18 protein-coding genes are annotated in these 19416 nt (G+C 42.2%); 11 read left to right on the top strand and 7 right to left on the bottom strand.

Annotated features, from left to right (window positions below):
• The first annotated feature begins 80 nt into the window (after positions 1 to 80).
• Complete coding sequence (locus tag GKO22_RS16605) at positions 81 to 716, top strand: hypothetical protein (RefSeq protein ID WP_206367940.1); 636 nt, start codon at positions 81 to 83, stop codon at positions 714 to 716.
• A 575-nt stretch (positions 717 to 1291) separates the two neighbouring features.
• Here GKO22_RS16605 and GKO22_RS16335 read toward each other — a convergent pair.
• The 3 genes from GKO22_RS16335 to GKO22_RS16325 form a co-directional block, all read right to left on the bottom strand.
• Positions 1292 to 2338: a hypothetical protein gene (locus tag GKO22_RS16335; protein WP_166336947.1), complete on the bottom strand. Its 1047-nt coding sequence runs from the start codon at positions 2336 to 2338 to the stop codon at positions 1292 to 1294.
• Complete coding sequence (locus GKO22_RS16330; protein WP_166336945.1) at positions 2328 to 2636, bottom strand: hypothetical protein; 309 nt, start codon at positions 2634 to 2636, stop codon at positions 2328 to 2330. The genes GKO22_RS16335 and GKO22_RS16330 overlap by 11 nt, the downstream gene beginning before the upstream one ends.
• Before the next feature lie 86 nt (positions 2637 to 2722).
• A complete protein-coding gene (locus GKO22_RS16325; RefSeq protein WP_166336943.1) occupies positions 2723 to 2929 on the bottom strand; it encodes a helix-turn-helix transcriptional regulator in 207 nt (68 codons plus the stop codon).
• A 351-nt stretch (positions 2930 to 3280) separates the two neighbouring features.
• On the opposite strand from GKO22_RS16325, the gene GKO22_RS16320 reads away from it, so the two are divergent.
• Positions 3281 to 3940 carry a hypothetical protein gene (locus GKO22_RS16320; protein ID WP_166336941.1) on the top strand — a complete coding sequence of 220 codons (660 nt, stop codon included), beginning with the start codon at positions 3281 to 3283 and terminating at the stop codon, positions 3938 to 3940.
• A 349-nt stretch (positions 3941 to 4289) separates the two neighbouring features.
• Here the strand turns inward: GKO22_RS16320 and GKO22_RS16315 are convergent, their stop codons facing one another.
• Both GKO22_RS16315 and GKO22_RS16310 read right to left on the bottom strand, forming a co-directional pair.
• Entirely contained in the window at positions 4290 to 4475 is a 186-nt protein-coding gene (locus tag GKO22_RS16315; RefSeq protein WP_166336939.1) for a hypothetical protein, read from the bottom strand.
• Positions 4476 to 4839: 364 nt separating this feature from the next.
• A complete protein-coding gene (locus GKO22_RS16310; RefSeq protein WP_116774889.1) occupies positions 4840 to 5166 on the bottom strand; it encodes a HesB/IscA family protein in 327 nt (108 codons plus the stop codon).
• A gap of 265 nt (positions 5167 to 5431) precedes the next feature.
• Between GKO22_RS16310 and GKO22_RS16305 the strand changes: the two genes are divergently transcribed.
• From GKO22_RS16305 to GKO22_RS16275, 7 genes are all read left to right on the top strand, one after another.
• Positions 5432 to 5698 (top strand): hypothetical protein, encoded by a 267-nt coding sequence (locus tag GKO22_RS16305; protein ID WP_166336937.1) that lies wholly within the window; start codon positions 5432 to 5434, stop codon positions 5696 to 5698.
• Between the two features lie 44 nt (positions 5699 to 5742).
• Complete coding sequence (locus GKO22_RS16300) at positions 5743 to 7125, top strand: M20/M25/M40 family metallo-hydrolase (protein ID WP_166336935.1); 1383 nt, start codon at positions 5743 to 5745, stop codon at positions 7123 to 7125.
• A 22-nt stretch (positions 7126 to 7147) separates the two neighbouring features.
• Positions 7148 to 8122 carry an NAD(P)H-quinone oxidoreductase gene (locus tag GKO22_RS16295; RefSeq protein WP_206367939.1) on the top strand — a complete coding sequence of 325 codons (975 nt, stop codon included), beginning with the start codon at positions 7148 to 7150 and terminating at the stop codon, positions 8120 to 8122.
• 105 nt (positions 8123 to 8227) lie between these two features.
• Positions 8228 to 8860: an RNA polymerase sigma-70 factor gene (locus GKO22_RS16290; RefSeq protein ID WP_166336931.1), complete on the top strand. Its 633-nt coding sequence runs from the start codon at positions 8228 to 8230 to the stop codon at positions 8858 to 8860.
• A gap of 75 nt (positions 8861 to 8935) precedes the next feature.
• Positions 8936 to 9946 (top strand): FecR family protein, encoded by a 1011-nt coding sequence (locus GKO22_RS16285; RefSeq protein WP_166336929.1) that lies wholly within the window; start codon positions 8936 to 8938, stop codon positions 9944 to 9946.
• Positions 9947 to 10091: 145 nt separating this feature from the next.
• On the top strand, positions 10092 to 13394 hold the full coding sequence (locus GKO22_RS16280; protein WP_166336927.1) for a SusC/RagA family TonB-linked outer membrane protein: 3303 nt from the start codon (positions 10092 to 10094) through the stop codon (positions 13392 to 13394).
• Between the two features lie 18 nt (positions 13395 to 13412).
• Entirely contained in the window at positions 13413 to 14987 is a 1575-nt protein-coding gene (locus tag GKO22_RS16275) for a RagB/SusD family nutrient uptake outer membrane protein (RefSeq protein WP_166336925.1), read from the top strand.
• A 60-nt stretch (positions 14988 to 15047) separates the two neighbouring features.
• Here GKO22_RS16275 and GKO22_RS16270 read toward each other — a convergent pair whose 3' ends face one another.
• Positions 15048 to 15365: a hypothetical protein gene (locus GKO22_RS16270; protein WP_166336923.1), complete on the bottom strand. Its 318-nt coding sequence runs from the start codon at positions 15363 to 15365 to the stop codon at positions 15048 to 15050.
• 143 nt (positions 15366 to 15508) lie between these two features.
• Between GKO22_RS16270 and GKO22_RS16265 the strand changes: the two genes are divergently transcribed.
• Complete coding sequence (locus GKO22_RS16265) at positions 15509 to 16627, top strand: vWA domain-containing protein (protein WP_166336921.1); 1119 nt, start codon at positions 15509 to 15511, stop codon at positions 16625 to 16627.
• 93 nt (positions 16628 to 16720) lie between these two features.
• Positions 16721 to 18190, top strand: a complete 1470-nt coding sequence (locus GKO22_RS16260; protein ID WP_166336919.1) for a MoxR family ATPase — start codon at positions 16721 to 16723, stop codon at positions 18188 to 18190.
• Here GKO22_RS16260 and GKO22_RS16255 read toward each other — a convergent pair.
• Entirely contained in the window at positions 18187 to 19335 is a 1149-nt protein-coding gene (locus tag GKO22_RS16255) for a PepSY-associated TM helix domain-containing protein (protein WP_166336916.1), read from the bottom strand. The genes GKO22_RS16260 and GKO22_RS16255 overlap by 4 nt on opposite strands.
• Positions 19336 to 19416 lie beyond the last annotated feature (81 nt).

The raw sequence follows: 19416 nt of genomic DNA, 5'->3' as shown, positions 1-19416 counted from the left end.
CAACTACCTCTATCATGTCAAAAGAGTGGTGAAATTGATTCTCTTGTTTCAGAAAAAATGAGCTTATAGAATATTTTGCTTTGTTAAAATCATCTGTAAGAGCAGATCTTGCGGAACTTAAATTAAATTACTCCCAAAACAGCGATTTGACATCAGCAGGTCAAAAAATTTATGAAAACTATGAGAATAAGTTGAATGCGTATAATGCTAACTTGAATTCTAATTCAAGCGATTTGAACAACAAAGGCTTGACGGATCACCAATTTAGAGCAATAAATATTATTATTAACTCATCATCTGATTTTCGTAGTTTTGAATCATACGAGATTTATCTGGATAGTAAATTCCGTGATTATCTGGATGACAATAGATTATCTAAAGAAGACAAATTTGTAATTTTATCTTTTATAGTTAACTACGTTGAGAGTTTGAGGTTTGTAAATGATGTACAGGTAAAAAGCAATATATCTAACATATCACTTGCAGGCAAGGGCTCTTTGAGGGAAAATATGACCGCTAGTTGGTGGGATGATTGGGGCAAATGTGCAGCATCGATCGCGGGAGGAGCAGTTACCGGAGCGACTACGTTAGGGCTTGCCGGTGCGGCTGTAGGAACAGTTGCTATGCCAGTCGTAGGTACAGTTTCGGCAGGAGCTGTTGGAGCAATTGCGGGTGGTGTTGGTGGTGCGCTAACAGGAGCTGCAGCTGGATGTTAAATAAGGACTAAATATGACTAAGAAAATACCAATAATTTTATCGCTGATTGTATTGATAATTATTGTATCAATTGTAACTTTTAATGTGTTGACATCAACGCAATTAAGTATGTGGAGATACATATCTGCAGTTGTCGGCTTTGTAATGATATTCTTTACTAGCTTATACTTTATGTTCAGGTTAAGAGTTAGATAAATAACTGAAAAGGGCGGATCGATCATCCGCTCTTTTTTTATTAAAGGAAAACGAAACAGTATTATATCGCATCTTGTATTCCAGCTACATTTGTATCAGTTCCTCGGATCTTAGTTACTTCAACAGTACGATGGCTAGCTAACTAGCGAGAATCCATCATGGTATCCGGACACTGTTAATTTGGATGATTTTATGCATTGGGGTAGTAAGGAGATGCGGCGTTTGAGCAGGCCATTTGAAGAAAAGCACCTATTGGTGATTCAAGATGCATAGGAAAATATTAATGAGGAAGATTTGATTGGCGAGGTGTGGGTGTAAAAAAACCTCTATACTATTATGTATAGAGGTTTATGAGATTTAGTGTTACCTTGTTTAGAACTTAGTTCAAAGAGCCAACTCGAAAATTTTTAGTTATATACTCAGAGTTTCCACACACGCCATTTATGGTTCTAGCTTTAATACTGAAAATGTAGACTGGCGCTACGGGCGTCCCACTGCTAGGTTTTGGGGGAGTTTTGATTGTAAATCTGTTGTTATCCAACCTTGTAAAAACAATATTAGCCATGCCTAACTTCTCTATATCAAGAATGTCACTAGGCAAATCCGATTCGATGACAAATGTATATGTTTGTCCATAATCAAGCTGTGGAGCATAATCACCTTTGAAACGAGGTAGGGGTGTACCAACAATAATTTCTTTTACGGTCTCTGCTGCATCTCCCCATGGTTTTGTCACTAATTGAATTTTGCCACTCCCGTTCCCTATTCGTGATACTGTAAACTGACTGGTACCTTGAATTCGATTAACAGTCGCTATATTTGCTGCATTTCGTAATGTCACATCACCGTAGTTTGTAATAGTATAAGTACCTTGATCACATATCTGATTTGGGCCAGCAATTGTGCCAGGTATAGCTTCTAATTTTAATGGATAATTTCCGTCAACAGTGTACCAATCACTCCAGCCATTTTGGTTATAAGGAGAGGGATAGTTTTCTTTATAATATCTCCATTTAACAATAATCTCTCCGCCAGATTCATCTATATAATTCTTAGGTATAAGTAACTGGCTCGTCTTTAATGCCGAAACAAATGTACCACTAGCAAAATCGCTTGCGGTAAATTTAATCTCGCTAGTTCTAATGCTAAGCAAAGTGTTACTATTATTTTTTTTAACGAATGCATCAACTTCCACATTGTATTTTACATTTGGAGATGTCCATGCGGTGGCGTTTGGTCTGATTATCTGAATATTCACACTATAATGAGAATCAGCGTTGCGCTTTACTTTTATTGATTCACTTATTGGATCTAATACGCTTTGAGAAAAATAGAACTGGTTTACTTCTATAGGTTGTCGCTGTGCGGAAACTGTTCCGCTAAAAATGGCTAGGAGCAAAAACGAGAATAATATCTTAAAATTCATATCCTTCATTAGTAAGTATTTCAATATTATCTATATAATCTGCAGGATTGAATTCAACTGCATACCCAGCATGCCCAAAAACTTTTTTTATATCATCATAAACCACATCACCAACAGGTATTCCAAATAATTTTGACATTCCTTTTTTGACATAGCTTACCTTATATTCTTTTCCTTTCAAAATAAGTGTTTGCTCACTTGATTCTTCTGTCTGATCAATACTTTCGTCGACAGTTTCTTTTTGACATGACGCAAAGCCTAGCCCTGCGATCAAGCTAATAAATAGTAGTTTTTTCAATTAGATATATGTTAATAATTATGTTCACAATATAGGGAATAATTATTAATCAAATTTATCTATTCAAATATTTTATTATACAAGGATTATTTGGAACTATTCATCATCACCCCCAAATGAAACATATTCTTTGCTCCAAACCTGGCGCGAAGATCGGCGATATGCTTTTCAATAGAGCTTAGACTATTTGACTTGATGCGTTCATTGTAGAATTCCTCGGAAACCTCTCTTTGAGATTTTCCTTCACTTAATTTCTTGATCAGTAGTTTTTCGAATTTAGTTAGTGTGGGCATGTTGTGAAGGTTGGGAGAAAAAGGTGAGTGTAAAAGACTATTTATGTGGATAAGTGTTAGTTTGATCATCATCTAGTACTTATAACATACCGTTAGAGGTTTTAAGTACTTATAATCTTTAACTATCTTTTTGAACAAATAAATGATTACAATAGTGAAATTTTAAAAAGTCTATCAGTAATTATCCATGGTGTATTTACGCCCTTTTCAAAAAAATAAATTAATAAAAATTGCACTTGAAATTAAATAATTCCTTTTTCTAGTAAATTACTAACTAACAAATTATTTAAAAATGAAATCCAAAATCTCATTCGCATTACTAACTGCCGTACTTTATTCTACAACTATCTCATGCTCGAAAAATACGAACGAGTTCCCGCTCTAGAACAGGATAAAAATCCTATAGAATTAACAAGTAGTATTAGAAATTTATTTGATTCAAATATTGAAAATATCGAAAAAACAAAACAATCTAATTCTTCCATTTCTGTCGTAGATTTATCTTTATCCTCCAACTACGAGAGCCTGTCTATGGGAGATAGGAGTTCTAGATCATTAGAGGGCTTATCTAGAAAGTCAAACAGTGCTGAAATTATTAATGTTTTGGTGAAAGAAAAAGTCATTTCAGAAGATGATGCAAAGTTATTTATGGCTTTTTCTAGCCAGCTATCATATTCTAAAGAGCCTTTAGACGTAATTAAGAAGTATGAACAAGATTTTATCAAAAAAGGATTATATTCGCAATACGAATCTATGTTCGTAGCACTGCCATATATGGCGCAAGAACACCCACAAATCTTATCCATTACAAAAAGGGATGATTACAGAAAATCGATTGGATCTAGTGATGGAGCACAAGCACGTTTTCTCACGTCATGCGCAGGAGCCTCAGTAGGACTTGGTTTAGCTTTTGTAGGGTTGGTAGCTGGTGGCACATCAGTTATAGGAGCTGGAATAGGAGCAGCAGGTTTTATATATGCAAGCGCACAATGGGGTGCTTCTTGTAGATAAATACTATAATTATGATAAAGTTGAATAAAAAATTAGTCTTTGTATTTTTCGTTATCAGCTTATTTTTGATAGGCATAGGTATATCTGAAATAATTTCCGAAAGAAATGGCATAGAAAACTCTAAGCTAAAGGACTACGCTATACTGATCCCATATTGTATTTCGGCCGGGATTTTCTTCTGGTTTATATATATAAAAAAAGATCGGCAAATAGTTTAAAGTTTAAAAAGCCAGTCTTTTGACTGGCTTTTTTTATGGTATTTAATTTAGAATGTTGAGAGAACCTTTTTGCAGATTAAGCTTTGATGACCTAAAAAATTGCTCATCATTTCATTTTTATAGGTATTGCATCATATCCGTCTTTTAACGATATCGACCAACTCCTCTGGCCAGTTCATTTTGCTTTGGCGCGTCACTGTGATTTTGGTGTTTTGCCAGCAGTCGCGTTTGAACGTCATCACCTTTGCCGAAAGCATCTCCAAATCCCTGACGTTACATCCGCACAAGCTTGCTACCTCGACGTGAGTCATACCCATACCGTGAAGTAGTTCGAGTGCGGATGCTGCTTCTTGTTTGGTCATGGCTAATTCGCGCTCTGCAGCTATTCATATAAATCTTGCGAACCTGTCCAATGTTGCGATCAACAAGCTTCTTGATATCCTCATTGTATTCCGAAGCTTTGTTGTGTAATCCTCGAGATTGGATGATCTACATTTTGTATAGCGACAATGCTACCATCTCTGCCGATTATAGATTCATATTTCGGCTCAGGAAAAGAAGTGCTATCGTGTAACAGAACCGAGTAGTGCCTATGATGAAGTGACTACAAAAAGCTGGCGCAAAAAATAAGCAACTCTAATCAGAGTTGCTTACCCATTACAAACTATATGTATTGATTTATTAAACAGAAAAACTTTCTCCGCAAGCACAGGTGCGAGAAGCATTGGGATTGTGAAATTCAAAGCCTTTACCACCTAATCCGTCGGTGTAATCCAACTCTGTACCAGCTAAGTATAAGTAAGATTTGATATCCAAACAGATTTTTACACCATTATCTTCAAAAAACTGGTCACCTTTCTTCTCCTCATTATCGAAGTTCAATTTGTAGGAAAGTCCCGAGCAGCCGCCGCTTTCTACTGCAACGCGTACAAAATAAGAGTCATTGTACTGCTCATCTCTTAAAATCTCGTCTATCCGCGCTTTCGCTTTCTCTGTGACAGTCACCATGGTATGCCTTTTTTAGTGTTTATACAAATAACCGTAATTTTTAGAAAAAAAACAATCCGATCGCGTTTGATTTGTGTCATTTCAGCTTCAAACGTTTTTTATCGCATTAGATCAAAACTTATTTTGCTGGGAACGAATACCTTATTGTAATAATTACAACACATTAAGCGGAATTAACGATTTTTAATAAATTTTAATGTGCTGATTTCGTAAATTGTCTTCAAGTAGTCAGTAAAAGGTTTTATTACTTTAAAGAGAGAAAGATATGACAACAACTTTGATTGAGAAAGAAGAGATTGAGCAATACAAATTTGTTCCTGCTGAAGTGGATCGTACGCAAGAATTTGCCTCTAAATTATCCGATGCACTACGTTTAGGGAATGAATTTAAATCAAAAACAGCCATGACTTTTATGACCGAAGATGGTCCAAAACGTGTGGAAACCACTGTGTGGTCATTGACGGAAAAATACATTGTGTTAAAAGCGAGTGTATTAATTCCGATGCGTTCTCTGATTGATATCAGCTACTAGTACCCATATATCACATCTATCTACCACAGTTTCTAACTAATAAAATGCACAAAATACTTGTAGCTCTGGCTACGTTTGGGCTTACGTCTGGCGCATTTGCGCAAGCAGACACCACCATGATGCGCGAGATATATCGGCAATCACTCACTAAAGGAGAGGCATATGACGATTTACGTTATTTGACTAAAGAGATAGGCCACCGAATCGCAGGTTCGGATCGCGCCGAGAAAGCCGTAAAATGGTCTGAATCTTTGATGAAGACATTACCATTTGATCGCGTATATCTGCAAGATGTTACCGTGCCGTATTGGGATCGGGGCGCGCCAGAGAAAGCCATTATAACAGAAAACAGCGATACGTTACAAGTACTAGCATTAGGCGGTTCTGTCGGCACACCGCAAGGGGGATTGGAAGCCGAAGTACTCGAAATTGAGTACCTATCGGAATTACAAAATCACGGCGAAGATGTACATGGAAAAATAGTTTTCGTTAATAAACCATGGGACGAATCTTTGGTAGAAACTGGCATGGCGTACGGATTGAATACCGCGCAAAGAAGTCGTGGTCCAGCCGCAGTTGCCAAGTTTGGTGGTGTAGCATATCTGTTTCGTTCGCTGTCATCTTCCACACGGGATGATTTTCCGCATACCGGTGGTACACGCTATGTAGCAGGGATTGATAGCATTCCAGCAATGGCCATTTCCGTTGTGAGTGCCGAACGCTTACACACCGCATTGCAACAGAATCCGAAAGCAAAAGTGCATTTGGAGCAGCATTCTGGTTGGAAAGGACCGGTACAAACACATAATGTGATTGCGGAAAGGCGAGGTACGGAGAAGCCAGATGAAATCATCACCATTGGCGGGCATATCGATTCTTGGGATGTGGGCGAAGGCGCACACGATAATGGCACGGGTACCATGGGAACGTTAGATGCTATTCGTACCTTGATGAAATTGGGCTACAAACCCAAGCACACGATTCGACTGGTGTTTTATATGAACGAGGAAAATGGTGTACATGGAGCCACAAGATATGGTGAGCTAGCGGCAAAGAACAAGGAAAAGATCATTGCCGCGATCGAGAGCGATGCGGGTGGATTTGCCCCGCGTGGATTTGATATCAAAGCTTCTCGTGAGTCGGTAGACTGGATTCAGGCGACTTGGAAACCTTTGTTTGAGCAGCAATATTGGGTGTCGCGTTTCTTAGCAGGCAGTCCGGGGGTAGACTCTGGTATTTGGGCCGAGCAATTTCCAAATACCGTGATGTTCAATTTCCGTCCAGATCCGCACCGCTATTTTGATTTGCATCACACCGATAAAGATGTGTTTGAAGCGGTAGATCGACGCGAACTTCAATCTGGAGTAGCGGCGATTGCATCTTTATTATATTTGATAGATTCACAAATAGATCAATTACCAAAATAAAATCTGTGCGATGGTGGAACTCATGAAAGCAATCAAGTTGGATTATACCAACAACTCACCACAAATGAGCTGGGAAAATGTTCCCTATCCACATCCCACTGAAGAAGCACAGGTGCTGATTCGTGTGAAAGCGGCCGGCGTCAATCGTCCAGATATTTTGCAGCGTGATCGCCAGTATGAACCACCAGCAGATGCTTCACCTATTTTAGGATTGGAAGTTGCAGGTGTGGTCGAGCAAGTTTTTGGCGAAAGCCAATGGCAGCCGGGCGATGAGGTCTGTGCGCTCACACATGGCGGCGGCTACGCCGAATATGTGTGGGTAGATGAGCGACATTGCTTACCAAAACCCGAAGGTTGGTCTTTTGTAGAAGCCGCCTCTTTGCCAGAAACTTATTTCACCGTTTGGTTCAATGTCTTCATGCAAGGAGAATTGGGTCGCCGAGGAGCAGAAACTTTACTGGTGCATGCTGGTGCAAGCGGTATTGGCGTAGCGGCCATACAAATGGCCAAAGCACTTGATCATCGCGTGATCATCACCGCGCGCAAAGAAGCGCAATTGAACTTGTGCAAAGAAATTGGCGCCGATGCGGCCGTGCTACTGGATGATGATTGGATTGCGAATGTGAAAGCTTTACGCGGATCCGTACAAGTAGTATTGGATATGTTGGGAGAGAAAACATTTCCCGGAAATATCCAAGTACTAGGCAAGGAGGGAAGATTGGTATGGATTGCCTTCCTCACGGGTGCTAAGGTCACCGTAACGATTCCTCAAATGATGGAAAAGCAAATCCGTCTGACTGGCAGTTTTCTCCGTCCGCAATCCTTCGATGTGAAGGCCAAGATTGCCGCCGGCTTACGGGAGCATATTTGGCCGCAGATATCCGCTGGGAAAATCAAACCTGTTATCGAAAAAACATTCCCCATCCAAGATGTAGAGCAAGCGCATGCATGGTTAGAAAAAGGTGGTCATGTTGGTAAGATTGTACTCACACTTTGATTACTAAAATCTTAGCTCATATTTATCTAACGATCTAAACAATTTTCCCTTCGAGCGATCGTAGTTATTTCAAAAAGTGTATATTGGGCGCATTCTACCAGATACATGCAAGAAATATCGAACGATCATCTGAAAAGATTATGGGATCAGGTCTGTCTCCATGACGACTTGAAATCGTTTGAGCTGCTTTTCTATCAGCTAAATCGCAATCTATTGATTTTCTGCGATACCATCATCCACAACGAAGCCGCCGCAGAAGAGTTGGTATCCGATCTGTTTGTGCATGTCTGGAATAATCGCGCCACGTTGACACATGTGCTGACGCCGCGATCTTACTTATATGCTGCCGTCAAAAACAAATCTTTAAATTACCTCAAGCAGTTTTCACATCTCCAGTTGCAGGTAGATCTTTCCGATAATGTCACCGTAATGGACAGCACCGACCCCAATACCTTGCTGGAGCGGAAAGAGTTTTTTGCCAAGATTGATAGTATTATTGCGCGATTACCCACACAAACTTTATTGGTGTTTCGATTGGTGAAGGAAGATGGTATGAAATACGATGAAGTGGCCAAACTTCTCCATATCTCACCACGTACCGTGCAAACGCATATGCGGATCGCATTTCAGAAGATATCCGGCCTATTAAAATCCTTTGTAGATCGTGATAAAGCCCGTTTATCCAATAAATTTTATACGTTGGTCGGCTTGATTTCCCTATTTTTTCAAATTTTTTAAATTTCTTCTACGCTTTTTTGCTGATAATATTGTCATATGCTTGGAAAGGCTTCCTATGGCCACCTATGATATTCCATGCAACAAGAAAGATTTGAGTATTTAGCGAGTAAAAAATTAGGAGATCAGCTCAGCGACGACGAGTTGCAGGAGTTCGAGGCGCTGTTACAGCAACAACCAGATTTACGCAAGCAATATAAGCTATTGCAACAGTATTGGTCAGACAAACACAGCCAGAATCAACGCGATCGGGAACTCTTTCAAAATGTGTTGCAACGCATCGATCGAATCGATTTGCCGCGCAAACGGGATTTTCGGAACGTATGGATGCCCCTGGGTCTGGCCGCTAGTTTGTTATTGGCCGTAGGTCTATTTGTATTCTATTTTAGCGGATCAGGAGAACATAAATTTGTGGCCGATCGCAAACAGCAGAAAGTCATTTTAGATGATGGAACCGAGGTAGTCTTAAATTACAAAAGCACGTTATATTACCCGGACAAATTTGAAGACGACATTCGTCAAGTTACGGTGGTAGGTGAGGCCTTCTTTCGCGTGGCGAAAGAAAAAGATCGCCCATTCATTGTCCATACCAAAAATGCCATCCTTAAAGTATTAGGAACCAGTTTCAATGTGCGCGCTTACCCCGACGAAACTACGACCGAAGCCAGTCTGATCGAAGGCGCATTGGAAGTGACGGCAAATGATAAAAAAGCAACACCCATCCTCTTAAAACCAGCGGAGAAAGTCATCATTCCTAATCAGCAACTTCAGAAAATAGCTTCGCGTACAAGAATTGCCCCTAAAAAGGTGAAAATCACTTTTTTCAAACCAACTGATGTGCAGGCAGTGGAGACGACTTGGTTGGAAAATAGATTAGTTTTTAAAGACCAAACTTTTGCCGAATTGGCCAAAGCGCTGGAGCGTAAATACGATACGCCCATCGAATTTACGGATGCTAGCCTAGCCCAACTGCGCTTTACCGCGCGGTTTGAGCAAGAGAATTTAGAAGAAATTCTTTCTGCTTTGCAGCTAGCCGCCACCTTTCAATACCGAATTCATGATAACCGAATCCGCATATCCAGAAACTAACCAAACCTAATCAAGATGAGAATTTCTAAACACCCAACATAAAATGATGAAAGCTGCCAGGCAGCTTCCATCGAGTCTAATAAAACAAACAAGAATCGGGTCAGCATTTGCCGATGCTGGTCTTTATCCAATTCGTATTAAATTTATGATTTTTTTTCAACACCCACGTGGTGCTATCAGACGGCATGGACTTCGCCAAAAGTTCATGACCAAGCAGTTGATTGTGCTTTTTATGATGCTTCTGCACTTTCAAAGTTATGCCAAGGTACAGGCGCAAGACAAGATCACCTTACAGCGTCGCGCGATCTCTATTACAGAATTTTTGCAGGTGCTAGAATCAAAAACGGACTATCGCTTCGTATTCAATCAAGAGGTTTTGGCCAGCAAAGGAACGGTCAGCATCAATGCTAAAGACGAATCCGTCACCTCGGTGCTTCAAAAAGTGTTAGGTGCCAAAGGAATTTCGTTCACCGAGAAGGAAAGCAACCTAATCGTGATCAATAATCCAGCAGCGCAACAACGGGTTTCTGGTGAAGTGAAAGATGCCGAAGGCAATGCGTTAGTCGGCGTGAGCGTGCGTATCAAAGGAACCGATCGCGGTACGTCGACTGATCAGAATGGTGGCTATACTTTAGACGTGGCCAATGGCGAAACTTTGACATTCTCTTACATCGGTTTTCAATCCTCGGAAGTGCGCTACACCGGACAGCAAACGATTCAAACGACGCTGGAAGTGGCAGCCGAAGGATTGGACGAGATTGTCGTAGTCGGTTATGGTACACAGCGCAAAGTGAATTTGACAGGTTCGGTTTCTACCGTAAAAGCAGAAGATATCGACCGTCAGATTGTAGGTCAATCTACGCAAGCTTTGCAAGGACTTTCTGCTGGTTTAACAGTTACCAACGGTAGTGGGCAACCTGGTCGCGATCAAGGCACGCTGAATATCAGAGGGGTAGGTACGCTTAATACAAGTAGCCCTTTAATTCTCGTAGATGGTATTCGCTATGATAATTCCATCAGTTTGAACGATATTGATGCGAGCGACATTGAGAGTATTTCGGTATTGAAAGATGCGGCAGCAGCATCCATTTATGGTGTTCGCGCAGCGAATGGGGTTATTTTGGTGACTACGAAACGCGGTGCGCAAGGCGGTACGCAAGTAACGTATGGCAACTATTTTGGTTGGCAAGAGGCGATTCGTACACCAGACTACGTCGGTGCGCAAGATTTTATGCGTTTAGTAAACCAATTGAATACCAATGTGGGTAATAATCCGGTGTACAACCAAGAGCGCATCAACGCTTATAATGATCCTAACCGAGATCCAAATCAGTTTCCAGACAATTATTGGTACGGTGATATCTTGACGGGTTCGGGCTTTCAACAAAAGCATAGCATGTCGTTGGCCGGTGGCAATGAGAAGAACAAGTACCGCTTCTCCGCCAATTACTTCGATCAAGCAGGTTTGATCCGCAATATGGATTTCAACCGCTTAACGGTGCGATTGAATACCGATTTCAAAATCTCCGATAAGTTGAATTTCAATGCGGATATCTCCGGTCGTTTATCTGGTACAGATGAACCACAGGCATCGGATGGTTCGGCTTGGTTTCAGTTTGGTCAAGCCACCAAGATTAATCCTTTAGAATCCGCTAAAGACGAGAATGGCAATTGGCGCGCCTTGCGTGGTGAGCACAATGTATTGCGTTTGCAAGAAGAAGGCGGTATCTTTTCTAACAATGATCGTTTGTTTACCACCAATTTTCGGTTGAACTATTTGCCGGTGGAAGGATTGACATTGAGTGCGGTGGCTTCCAACAATTTCCAGAACCAATATTTGACCAATCACACCAAGCGTTTTACTTATTCCAACGCTTCATCGCCGATTGGCCGTGATCAAATCACTAAGAATGCAATCGGTTACATAAACCAAAATTACCAAGGTTTAGCCGAGTATACCAAGGTAATTAATGACCATGATTTCAAAGTATTAGGTGGTGCATCTTACTTAGGTCAGCGTACCGACAATTTGCTGGGGACACGCTTTGATATGCCCAATAACAATTTGACGGAAATCGATGCCGGATCACCAGCAACTCAATTGACAGAAGGTACTGCCCGTGAATACAATTTGGTGTCATTCTTCGGAAGATTAAATTATGCGTACAAAGGTAAGTATCTAGTAGAAGCCAACATCCGTCGTGATGGTTCCTCTCGCTTCTCCCAAGGACAGCGTTGGGGTTGGTTCCCATCGGCCTCCGTAGGATGGCGGGTTTCCGAAGAAGCCTTTATGCAAGATGTTACCTTCATTCAGGATCTGAAAATCCGTGGATCGTACGGTCGTTTGGGTAATGACGCGATTGGCGATTATCCATATCAGTCGAATTATATCTTACGCAGCTACCCGTTTGGCGGTATACTCAACCCAAGCACGGGCTTGGAGATTTATCCAAATTCAGGCCTTACCTGGGAAACCACGGATATTGCTAACATCGGTTTGGATTTTACTTTATTTAATCGCTTGAATGTAACCTTAGATGTCTTCGATAAACAAACGAATGATATCTTGTTGCAATTGCCTATTCCGGAAGCGGTAGGATTGGAAGCGAGTTTCCAGAATGCCGCTTCGGTGCGCAACAGAGGTTGGGAACTCACCATGAACTATAATCATCCAGTCAACGAAGATTTTCGCTTCAATGTGGCATTAAATCTTTCGGACGTGAAAAATGAAATTCTTGATTTGAAAGGAACAGATTTCAACTCTACAGACAATAATGGTCTCAACCTAGGTAACTATGTTGGGCGTCCGATTCTAAGCTATTACGGTTACTTGGTAGATGGCATTTACCAAAATGATGAGCAAGTGGCGAATTCTACGACTTTGTCTGGGCAGGTTGGGCCAGGTGATTTGATCTACCGTGACATTAATGGTGATGGCGTTTTTGATAATACCAATGACTTTACCTATTTGGGAAGCAATATTCCACGTCTTAACTATGGTTTGACTTTGGGTGCTAATTACAAAGGTTTTGACTTCAGTGCTTTCTTCCAAGGTGTAGCCAAAGTAGATATCAATACCTTAAACTTAGAAAGAGCGCCAATCAATCAGGATGGTAATTTCCGTTCGAATTGGTTGAATGCGTGGACACCAGAAAATATGAGTGCTGATTATCCACGTCTTACACCATATCAGACCAACTATCAACCCTCTCAGTTTTGGGTGCAAAGCGGCGCATACCTTCGTCTCAAGAACGTGACAGTAGGTTACAAACTACCTCAGAGCGTGATCGGCGATTCATTCATCCGTAATCTCCGTGTCTTTGCTGGCGCGCAAAACTTATTTACTCTTACGTCACTTCCAAGTGATTTAGATCCAGAGTCGCCAAACGACAGCCGATACTATCCGCAGGTGCGTACTATTTCCTTTGGACTTAATGCTAATTTTTAATTGTAGAATCGAATCAACATGATTAGAAAAAATATAACCTATACCTTGGCTGCTGTGCTCCTGATGATGTCTTGCGAAAAGACCTTAGATAAGCAGCCATTGGATTCTTTGGGAAATACTACCTATTGGACGACCACAGCAGATGCCGAACGTACGGTCAATGATATATACCGCTTTTTAGGGTCAGACGAACGCTTCTTTATGTCTTGCGCCACAGATGACAGTTATTCTTGGAGCAATTGGCCAGTCGATATTCAGTTTGCGGCCAATGGTAGTGCTACGCCAAATACCGACGTTTTTTTGAAAAATTGGCGTTACATGTACCAGATGATTGCTAAGGCAAATGATGTATTAGACAATATTGATCGCGTGCCGAATATGGATGCTGCCGTAAAAGCAGAGCTAACAGGCGAAGCGCGTTTTTTACGCGCGTTTGCTTATCAGCAACTCGCTGGTTTGTACGGCGACGTGGTTTTGTACACAACGACGCCAACTCCAGAAGATTTTCAAGTAGCCAAAACACCAAAAAGTGAAATCGTCGCTTTCGTAGTAAGCGAGCTGACTGAAATTGCAGACAGTCTACCTACTACGCGTGAAAGCGCGAAACAAGGTAGAGCAACACGCGGTGCAGCGCTGGCTTTAAAAGCGCGCACCTTACTGTACAATGCACAATGGGCAGAAGCGGCCGAAGCGGCACAGCAAGTGATGGATTTGGGCGTCTACACGATCGACAATAATTACTTAAGCCTATTTAATGGTACCAATGAAAATAGTACGGAGATTATCCTTTCGGCACGTTATTTAGAAAATGTGTACACCAATCCGAATGCCACTTGGATCGGTGGGCCTAGTTTAGCGGGATGGGGACAAATTGTTCCATTGCGCTCTTTGGTAGATGCCTATGAATGTGTAGATGGACTGACGATCGACGAATCGCCTTTGTACAATCCAGCAACACCATTTGAGAATAGAGATCCACGTTTGGCCTTGACCATTGTGACGCCAGGTACTGTTGTTAATGGTGTGACGATCGACGTGACCAATCCAAATTCACCAGATGCCTTGGGCAAATCGAATGCTTCCTTCTCTGGATATTATTACAAAAAAGCAGTACCAGCCAATATTTCGGGAGAGTGGGATCGTAGTGCCGGTGCAGATGTGATGATTCTTCGCTACGCGGAAGTCTTGTTGACTTATGCGGAAGCCAAGATTGAGGCTGGACAAATAGATGCTTCTGTATATGCGGCCATCAATCAGGTGCGCCAACGCAATGGTGTAAATATGATAGCGGCTACGGCGGTTACGCATCCAGATCAGCAATCTCTACGTGCCTTAGTACGTCGCGAGCGCCATGTAGAATTTCCAGTTGAAGATAATCGCTTGTTCGATATTCGTCGTTGGGAGATCGCCGAAACAGTGATGCAAGGCGTAGCACAAGGGATATTCAATAATTTCGATGCAACACGCGGTGACTTCAACAATTACATCACTGTAGAGCGTCGTACATTCAATGCTGGTCGCGATTACCTATGGCCGATCCCAGCAAATGAGCTGAACTTAAATAAGCTGCTTACGCAAAACAACGGTTGGTAAATCCAGCTTCTGTTTAATACGATGAAGAGAGCCTCTAAATTTGGAGGCTCTTTCTGTTTATCAACTTCCTTCACCACAATTCGCGCCACACACGCTAAAGTTATTGTATTCATCATAGGCTGCGCCAAGCTTGCCACAAATGGTAATAATGCGGTCGATCCGCACAGCAGTTCCATTATCCATTGTTACAAAAAGACCAGATCCTGAGTCACCCGTCAATGCCATTACTTGACCCATGGTTTCATCGATGATATTCTCCGCATTGAAATAAAAGACTTTGCCTCGTGCTTTATTCTGAACTAAAGTTTCGATAATCTCTTGGTATTCCCAAGCGACGGGAAGGTACGACAGCGTATAAGATTGATGTTGCTTTTCCATGTGCTGCGAATTTAATTAATGTGTACTCACGAGACAAAGTTCGTCAATATAAGTTTTGAATACGACTGCGGCCTTCTCATTCCTACGTCATATTGTCTCCACAATGTATAAGAATACCAAAAATTATGTCGTAAATTTAAATCATGAGCAATGGGAAGAGAAATAATGGATTTGTGTTCAAGCAGTACGAGGCTCCCTTTCAGACCCCTTTCGACAAGCTTTTCGACATCTTCAAAGAGCTAATCACGCATACTTCTGGCGATTTTGATGAAGCCATTGATTGGTTGCGTCAATTGGATAAAGAGTTTAAACTGACTACACCGGAGTATACTGTAGATGACTTTATAGAAGATCTCAAGAACAAAGGATACATCCAAGAGCGATCAGATATCGGTGGCAGCGGCGTTGGACTGACCTCCAAACTAGAGAAAGCTTTGCGGCAGAATGCCTTAGAACAGATCTTTGGAAAGATGCGCAAAGGCGTTTCTGGAAATCATAAGACGAAATACAGCGGACTGAGTGACGAAAGCACAGGCGATTTGAGGAGCTACCAATATGGCGACAATCTCGACAAGATCTCGATGACCGAAAGTCTGAAAAATGCACAGGTCAATCATGGCATTGGCGAGTTTAGCCTGTCGGAGAATGATTTAGTCGTGGAAGATACGCAGTTTAAATCGCAGATGAGTACGGTGCTGATGATCGACATCAGCCATAGTATGATCTTGTATGGCGAAGACCGCATTACGCCAGCGAAGAAAGTGGCGATGGCTTTGTCTGAATTGATTCTGACCCGCTATCCAAAAGATTCCTTAGATGTGATTGTGTTTGGGAATGATGCCTGGCCAATCGCCATCAAGGATTTACCGTATCTTCAAGTTGGCCCATTTCATACCAATACCGTGGCTGGCGTACAATTGGCTTTGGATATTTTGCGACGTAAACGTCACGCCAATAAACAAATCTTTATGATTACAGACGGTAAGCCCAGCTGCTTAAATATGCCGGATGGTACGTATTATAAAAACCCGATGGGCTTGGATCCGTTTATTACGGGCAAATGCTACAGTATCGCCGCCCAGGCCCGCAAGTTAGGCATTCCGATCACCACCTTTATGATTACTTCGGATCCTTACTTGCAAGAATTTGTAGATGAATTTACCGCTTCCAACCATGGCAAAGCCTATTATACGGGTCTGGGTGATCTAGGGGAGATGATATTCTCTGATTACGAGGCCAACCGGAAGAAAAGAATCCGATAAGGAAGAAAGCTCGGCTTAGGTCGCCTACTATGTACGGGAAAGCGAGCGCATTAAATTGATTAGAAAACACAGGGATTAAGAGATTACAGATCTATGAACTATACAGAAATCACCACCTTTGGCGCGTTGAAAAACGCCAACTATACATCAAGACATATTAAGGAAGAACTACGCCAAAATCTGATGGAGAAAATCCGCCGTGGCGAAACCGTTTTTGAAGGCGTACATGGCTATGAAGATACCGTGATCCCCGAATTAGAGCGAGCGATTCTTTCTAAACATAATATCAATTTGTTAGGCTTACGCGGACAGGCGAAAACGCGTTTAGCGCGTTTGATGGTTAATCTCTTGGACGAATATATTCCGGTGGTTGCCGGTTCGGAGATTAATGATGATCCATTTGATCCGATTTCGCGCTACGCTATTGAACAATTGCAAGAGCATGGTGATGAAACACCGATTACGTGGTTGCATCGTAGCGAGCGATTTGCGGAAAAACTGGCCACACCCGATGTCACGGTGGCCGATTTGATTGGTGATGTGGATCCAATCAAAGCCGCGAATCTGAAACTGAACTACGCCGACGACCGCGTCATCCATTTTGGGATGATTCCTCGCGCCAATCGCTGCATCTTCGTGATCAATGAGCTGCCCGATTTGCAAGCGCGGATTCAGGTGGCCTTGTTCAATATCTTGCAAGAGGGCGATATTCAGATTCGGGGTTTCAAACTACGCTTGCCGCTAGATATACAATTTATATTCACAGCCAATCCAGAAGATTATACCAATCGCGGCAGTATTGTGACGCCGTTGAAAGACCGGATTGGTTCGCAGATCCTGACGCATTATCCTACTTCCGTAGCGATTGCCAAACGCATTACCGAGCAGGAAGCCGGATTAGAGTCAGCGCAGAAGGAACAAATCTATGTACCCGAGTTGGCGCGCGATCTACTGGAGCAAATCAGCTTTGAAGCGCGTGAAAGTGATTTCATCGATGCGAAGAGTGGCGTGAGTACTCGGATGGGGATCACGGCATTTCAAAACTTGCTGAGTGCGGCAGAATTACGTTTGCTACGCACAGGTGATCAGTCTACGGCAGTGCGTTTAAGTGATTTTATGGGCATTATTCCAGCTATCACTGGCAAGGTGGAATTGGTGTACGAAGGCGAGCAGGAGGGAGCGGCGACAGTCGCTATTCAATTAATTGAAAGCGCGGTGAAAACTTTGTTCAACACCTTATTTCCGAAAGTTGAAAAATTGGAGCGCGAAAATCAGCGGTATCCGTATGATGAGATCGTGCGTTGGTTTTCTGAATCGGATGATGGCATTCATTTGTCGGACGAGTCGACCGATGCGGAATATCAAGCACAGTTGGATGGGGTAAAGCCATTGCGTCAGCTGCTCACACAGTACCAAGCGGATACAAAACCCGAAGATATCTACTTCCTCAGTGAATTCTTGCTTTGGGGACTGACACTTAACAATAAGTTGAGCAAGTACCGTTCTGGCAAAGGATCACAGTTTGAGGATAATTTTCATGGATACCTTCGGGATAAGATTTAAGCCAATTGCGGCTTTTTGATGCGCTTAAGGGTTTTCGGTTTTTTCGTCCGTTTGTACCACCAAACGTAGAAACCGGTGATCGGCAAGGTAGCGCAGATCAAGCTGGCTAAAAAGTAAATAATTTTGGTGGTCAGCCCACCGATATAACCTGTATGCAAGCCAAAGTTGGCGCGTGAAACCCATTCGCCGCCTTTGGCTTCACTCATAGGTTTTGGATTGTTGGGCATCAGCTCCAACGTATATCGGTTGAAGCGTAAATCGCGCCAGCTACCATCAATCATGTCCGTACAGGCGTAGATAACTTTCTCCTCTTCTTCTGGAATATGGACAATGACAGCATCTCTGTTGACGCTAGCAATTTCGTGGCGTACTTTATAAAAGATCGAATCGGCAATAGCAAAGGCATCTAAGGTGCTTGCATTCGTTTCTGGTTTTATTACTTCTTCAGTCTTGTTGCGTGGAGATCGCGGATAACCGCCCGCAAGATCTACCACCGTTTTGCGCAGCCAAGGAAAGGACATCATCATAGCGGTAAATGCCATCACTAAAGCCACGATCAGCGAATAAAATCCCAATACATTATGTAAATCATAGTTGATTCGTTTCCATTTGGTTTTGCAGTTGATCGTAAAGCTCTGCTTCACCATGCGTTTGTTCCAGCGCTTAGGCCACCACAGGATTAGTCCCGACAAAGTAATCACGAAGAACATCAGCGTGCCCCAGCCAGTCACCTGCCTGCCAATATCGGTAGGTAACCACAGATGGCGATGTCCTTCGTCCATAAAATGGAAGAAATCTTCGTGATCCACCTCGGCAATGATCTGTGCATTGTATGGATTCACATACATCAAGGTATCGCCGTGGTTGATGCTAATCTTAATGGGTTTGCCATGGCCGTAATACCAGAAGCTTTCCAGTTCCTTCTCCGGATGTTGGGCTTTAATTTTTTGATAGACCACGCTCGGTGGCAATAATTCTGTCTGTTCCGAGTTATCGGGCGTGGCGCTGTAGAGCCAAGAATATTTGATCTCTTCTTCGAATACCAAAGCACAGCCCGTGATGGACAAGATCACCACGACAATACCGGATGCTAAGCCTAGCCAAAGGTGCAGCCAAGCGTTGATCTTTAATACAATTTTTTTCATGCTTTCACTATCTCTTCAAGGATAATCGGTCAAAAAAATATCTTCCTGCCATAGAGTTGACAGGAAGATAGTCAGTTAGAT

Origin of the sequence: Sphingobacterium chungjuense, from assembly GCF_011316935.1 — a bacterium.
Classification (GTDB): Bacteria; Bacteroidota; Bacteroidia; order Sphingobacteriales; family Sphingobacteriaceae; genus Sphingobacterium; species Sphingobacterium chungjuense.
This window is presented reverse-complemented; position numbering and strand designations above follow the sequence as displayed.

Excerpts from the sequence above, each read along its gene's own strand:
- GKO22_RS16335 (WP_166336947.1), bottom strand. The coding sequence starts at position 2,338 with ATGAATTTTAAGATATTATTCTCGTTTTTGCTCCTAGCCATTTTTAGC.
- GKO22_RS16325 (WP_166336943.1), bottom strand. The coding sequence starts at position 2,929 with ATGCCCACACTAACTAAATTCGAAAAACTACTGATCAAGAAATTAAGT.
- GKO22_RS16320 (WP_166336941.1), top strand. The coding sequence starts at position 3,281 with ATGCTCGAAAAATACGAACGAGTTCCCGCTCTAGAACAGGATAAAAAT.
- GKO22_RS16315 (WP_166336939.1), bottom strand. The coding sequence starts at position 4,475 with ATGGGTATGACTCACGTCGAGGTAGCAAGCTTGTGCGGATGTAACGTC.
- GKO22_RS16310 (WP_116774889.1), bottom strand. The coding sequence starts at position 5,166 with ATGGTGACTGTCACAGAGAAAGCGAAAGCGCGGATAGACGAGATTTTA.
- GKO22_RS16305 (WP_166336937.1), top strand. The coding sequence starts at position 5,432 with ATGACAACAACTTTGATTGAGAAAGAAGAGATTGAGCAATACAAATTT.
- GKO22_RS16300 (WP_166336935.1), top strand. The coding sequence starts at position 5,743 with ATGCACAAAATACTTGTAGCTCTGGCTACGTTTGGGCTTACGTCTGGC.
- GKO22_RS16295 (WP_206367939.1), top strand. The coding sequence starts at position 7,148 with ATGAAAGCAATCAAGTTGGATTATACCAACAACTCACCACAAATGAGC.
- GKO22_RS16290 (WP_166336931.1), top strand. The coding sequence starts at position 8,228 with ATGCAAGAAATATCGAACGATCATCTGAAAAGATTATGGGATCAGGTC.
- GKO22_RS16285 (WP_166336929.1), top strand. The coding sequence starts at position 8,936 with ATGCAACAAGAAAGATTTGAGTATTTAGCGAGTAAAAAATTAGGAGAT.
- GKO22_RS16280 (WP_166336927.1), top strand. The coding sequence starts at position 10,092 with ATGATTTTTTTTCAACACCCACGTGGTGCTATCAGACGGCATGGACTT.
- GKO22_RS16275 (WP_166336925.1), top strand. The coding sequence starts at position 13,413 with ATGATTAGAAAAAATATAACCTATACCTTGGCTGCTGTGCTCCTGATG.
- GKO22_RS16270 (WP_166336923.1), bottom strand. The coding sequence starts at position 15,365 with ATGGAAAAGCAACATCAATCTTATACGCTGTCGTACCTTCCCGTCGCT.
- GKO22_RS16265 (WP_166336921.1), top strand. The coding sequence starts at position 15,509 with ATGAGCAATGGGAAGAGAAATAATGGATTTGTGTTCAAGCAGTACGAG.
- GKO22_RS16260 (WP_166336919.1), top strand. The coding sequence starts at position 16,721 with ATGAACTATACAGAAATCACCACCTTTGGCGCGTTGAAAAACGCCAAC.
- GKO22_RS16255 (WP_166336916.1), bottom strand. The coding sequence starts at position 19,335 with ATGAAAAAAATTGTATTAAAGATCAACGCTTGGCTGCACCTTTGGCTA.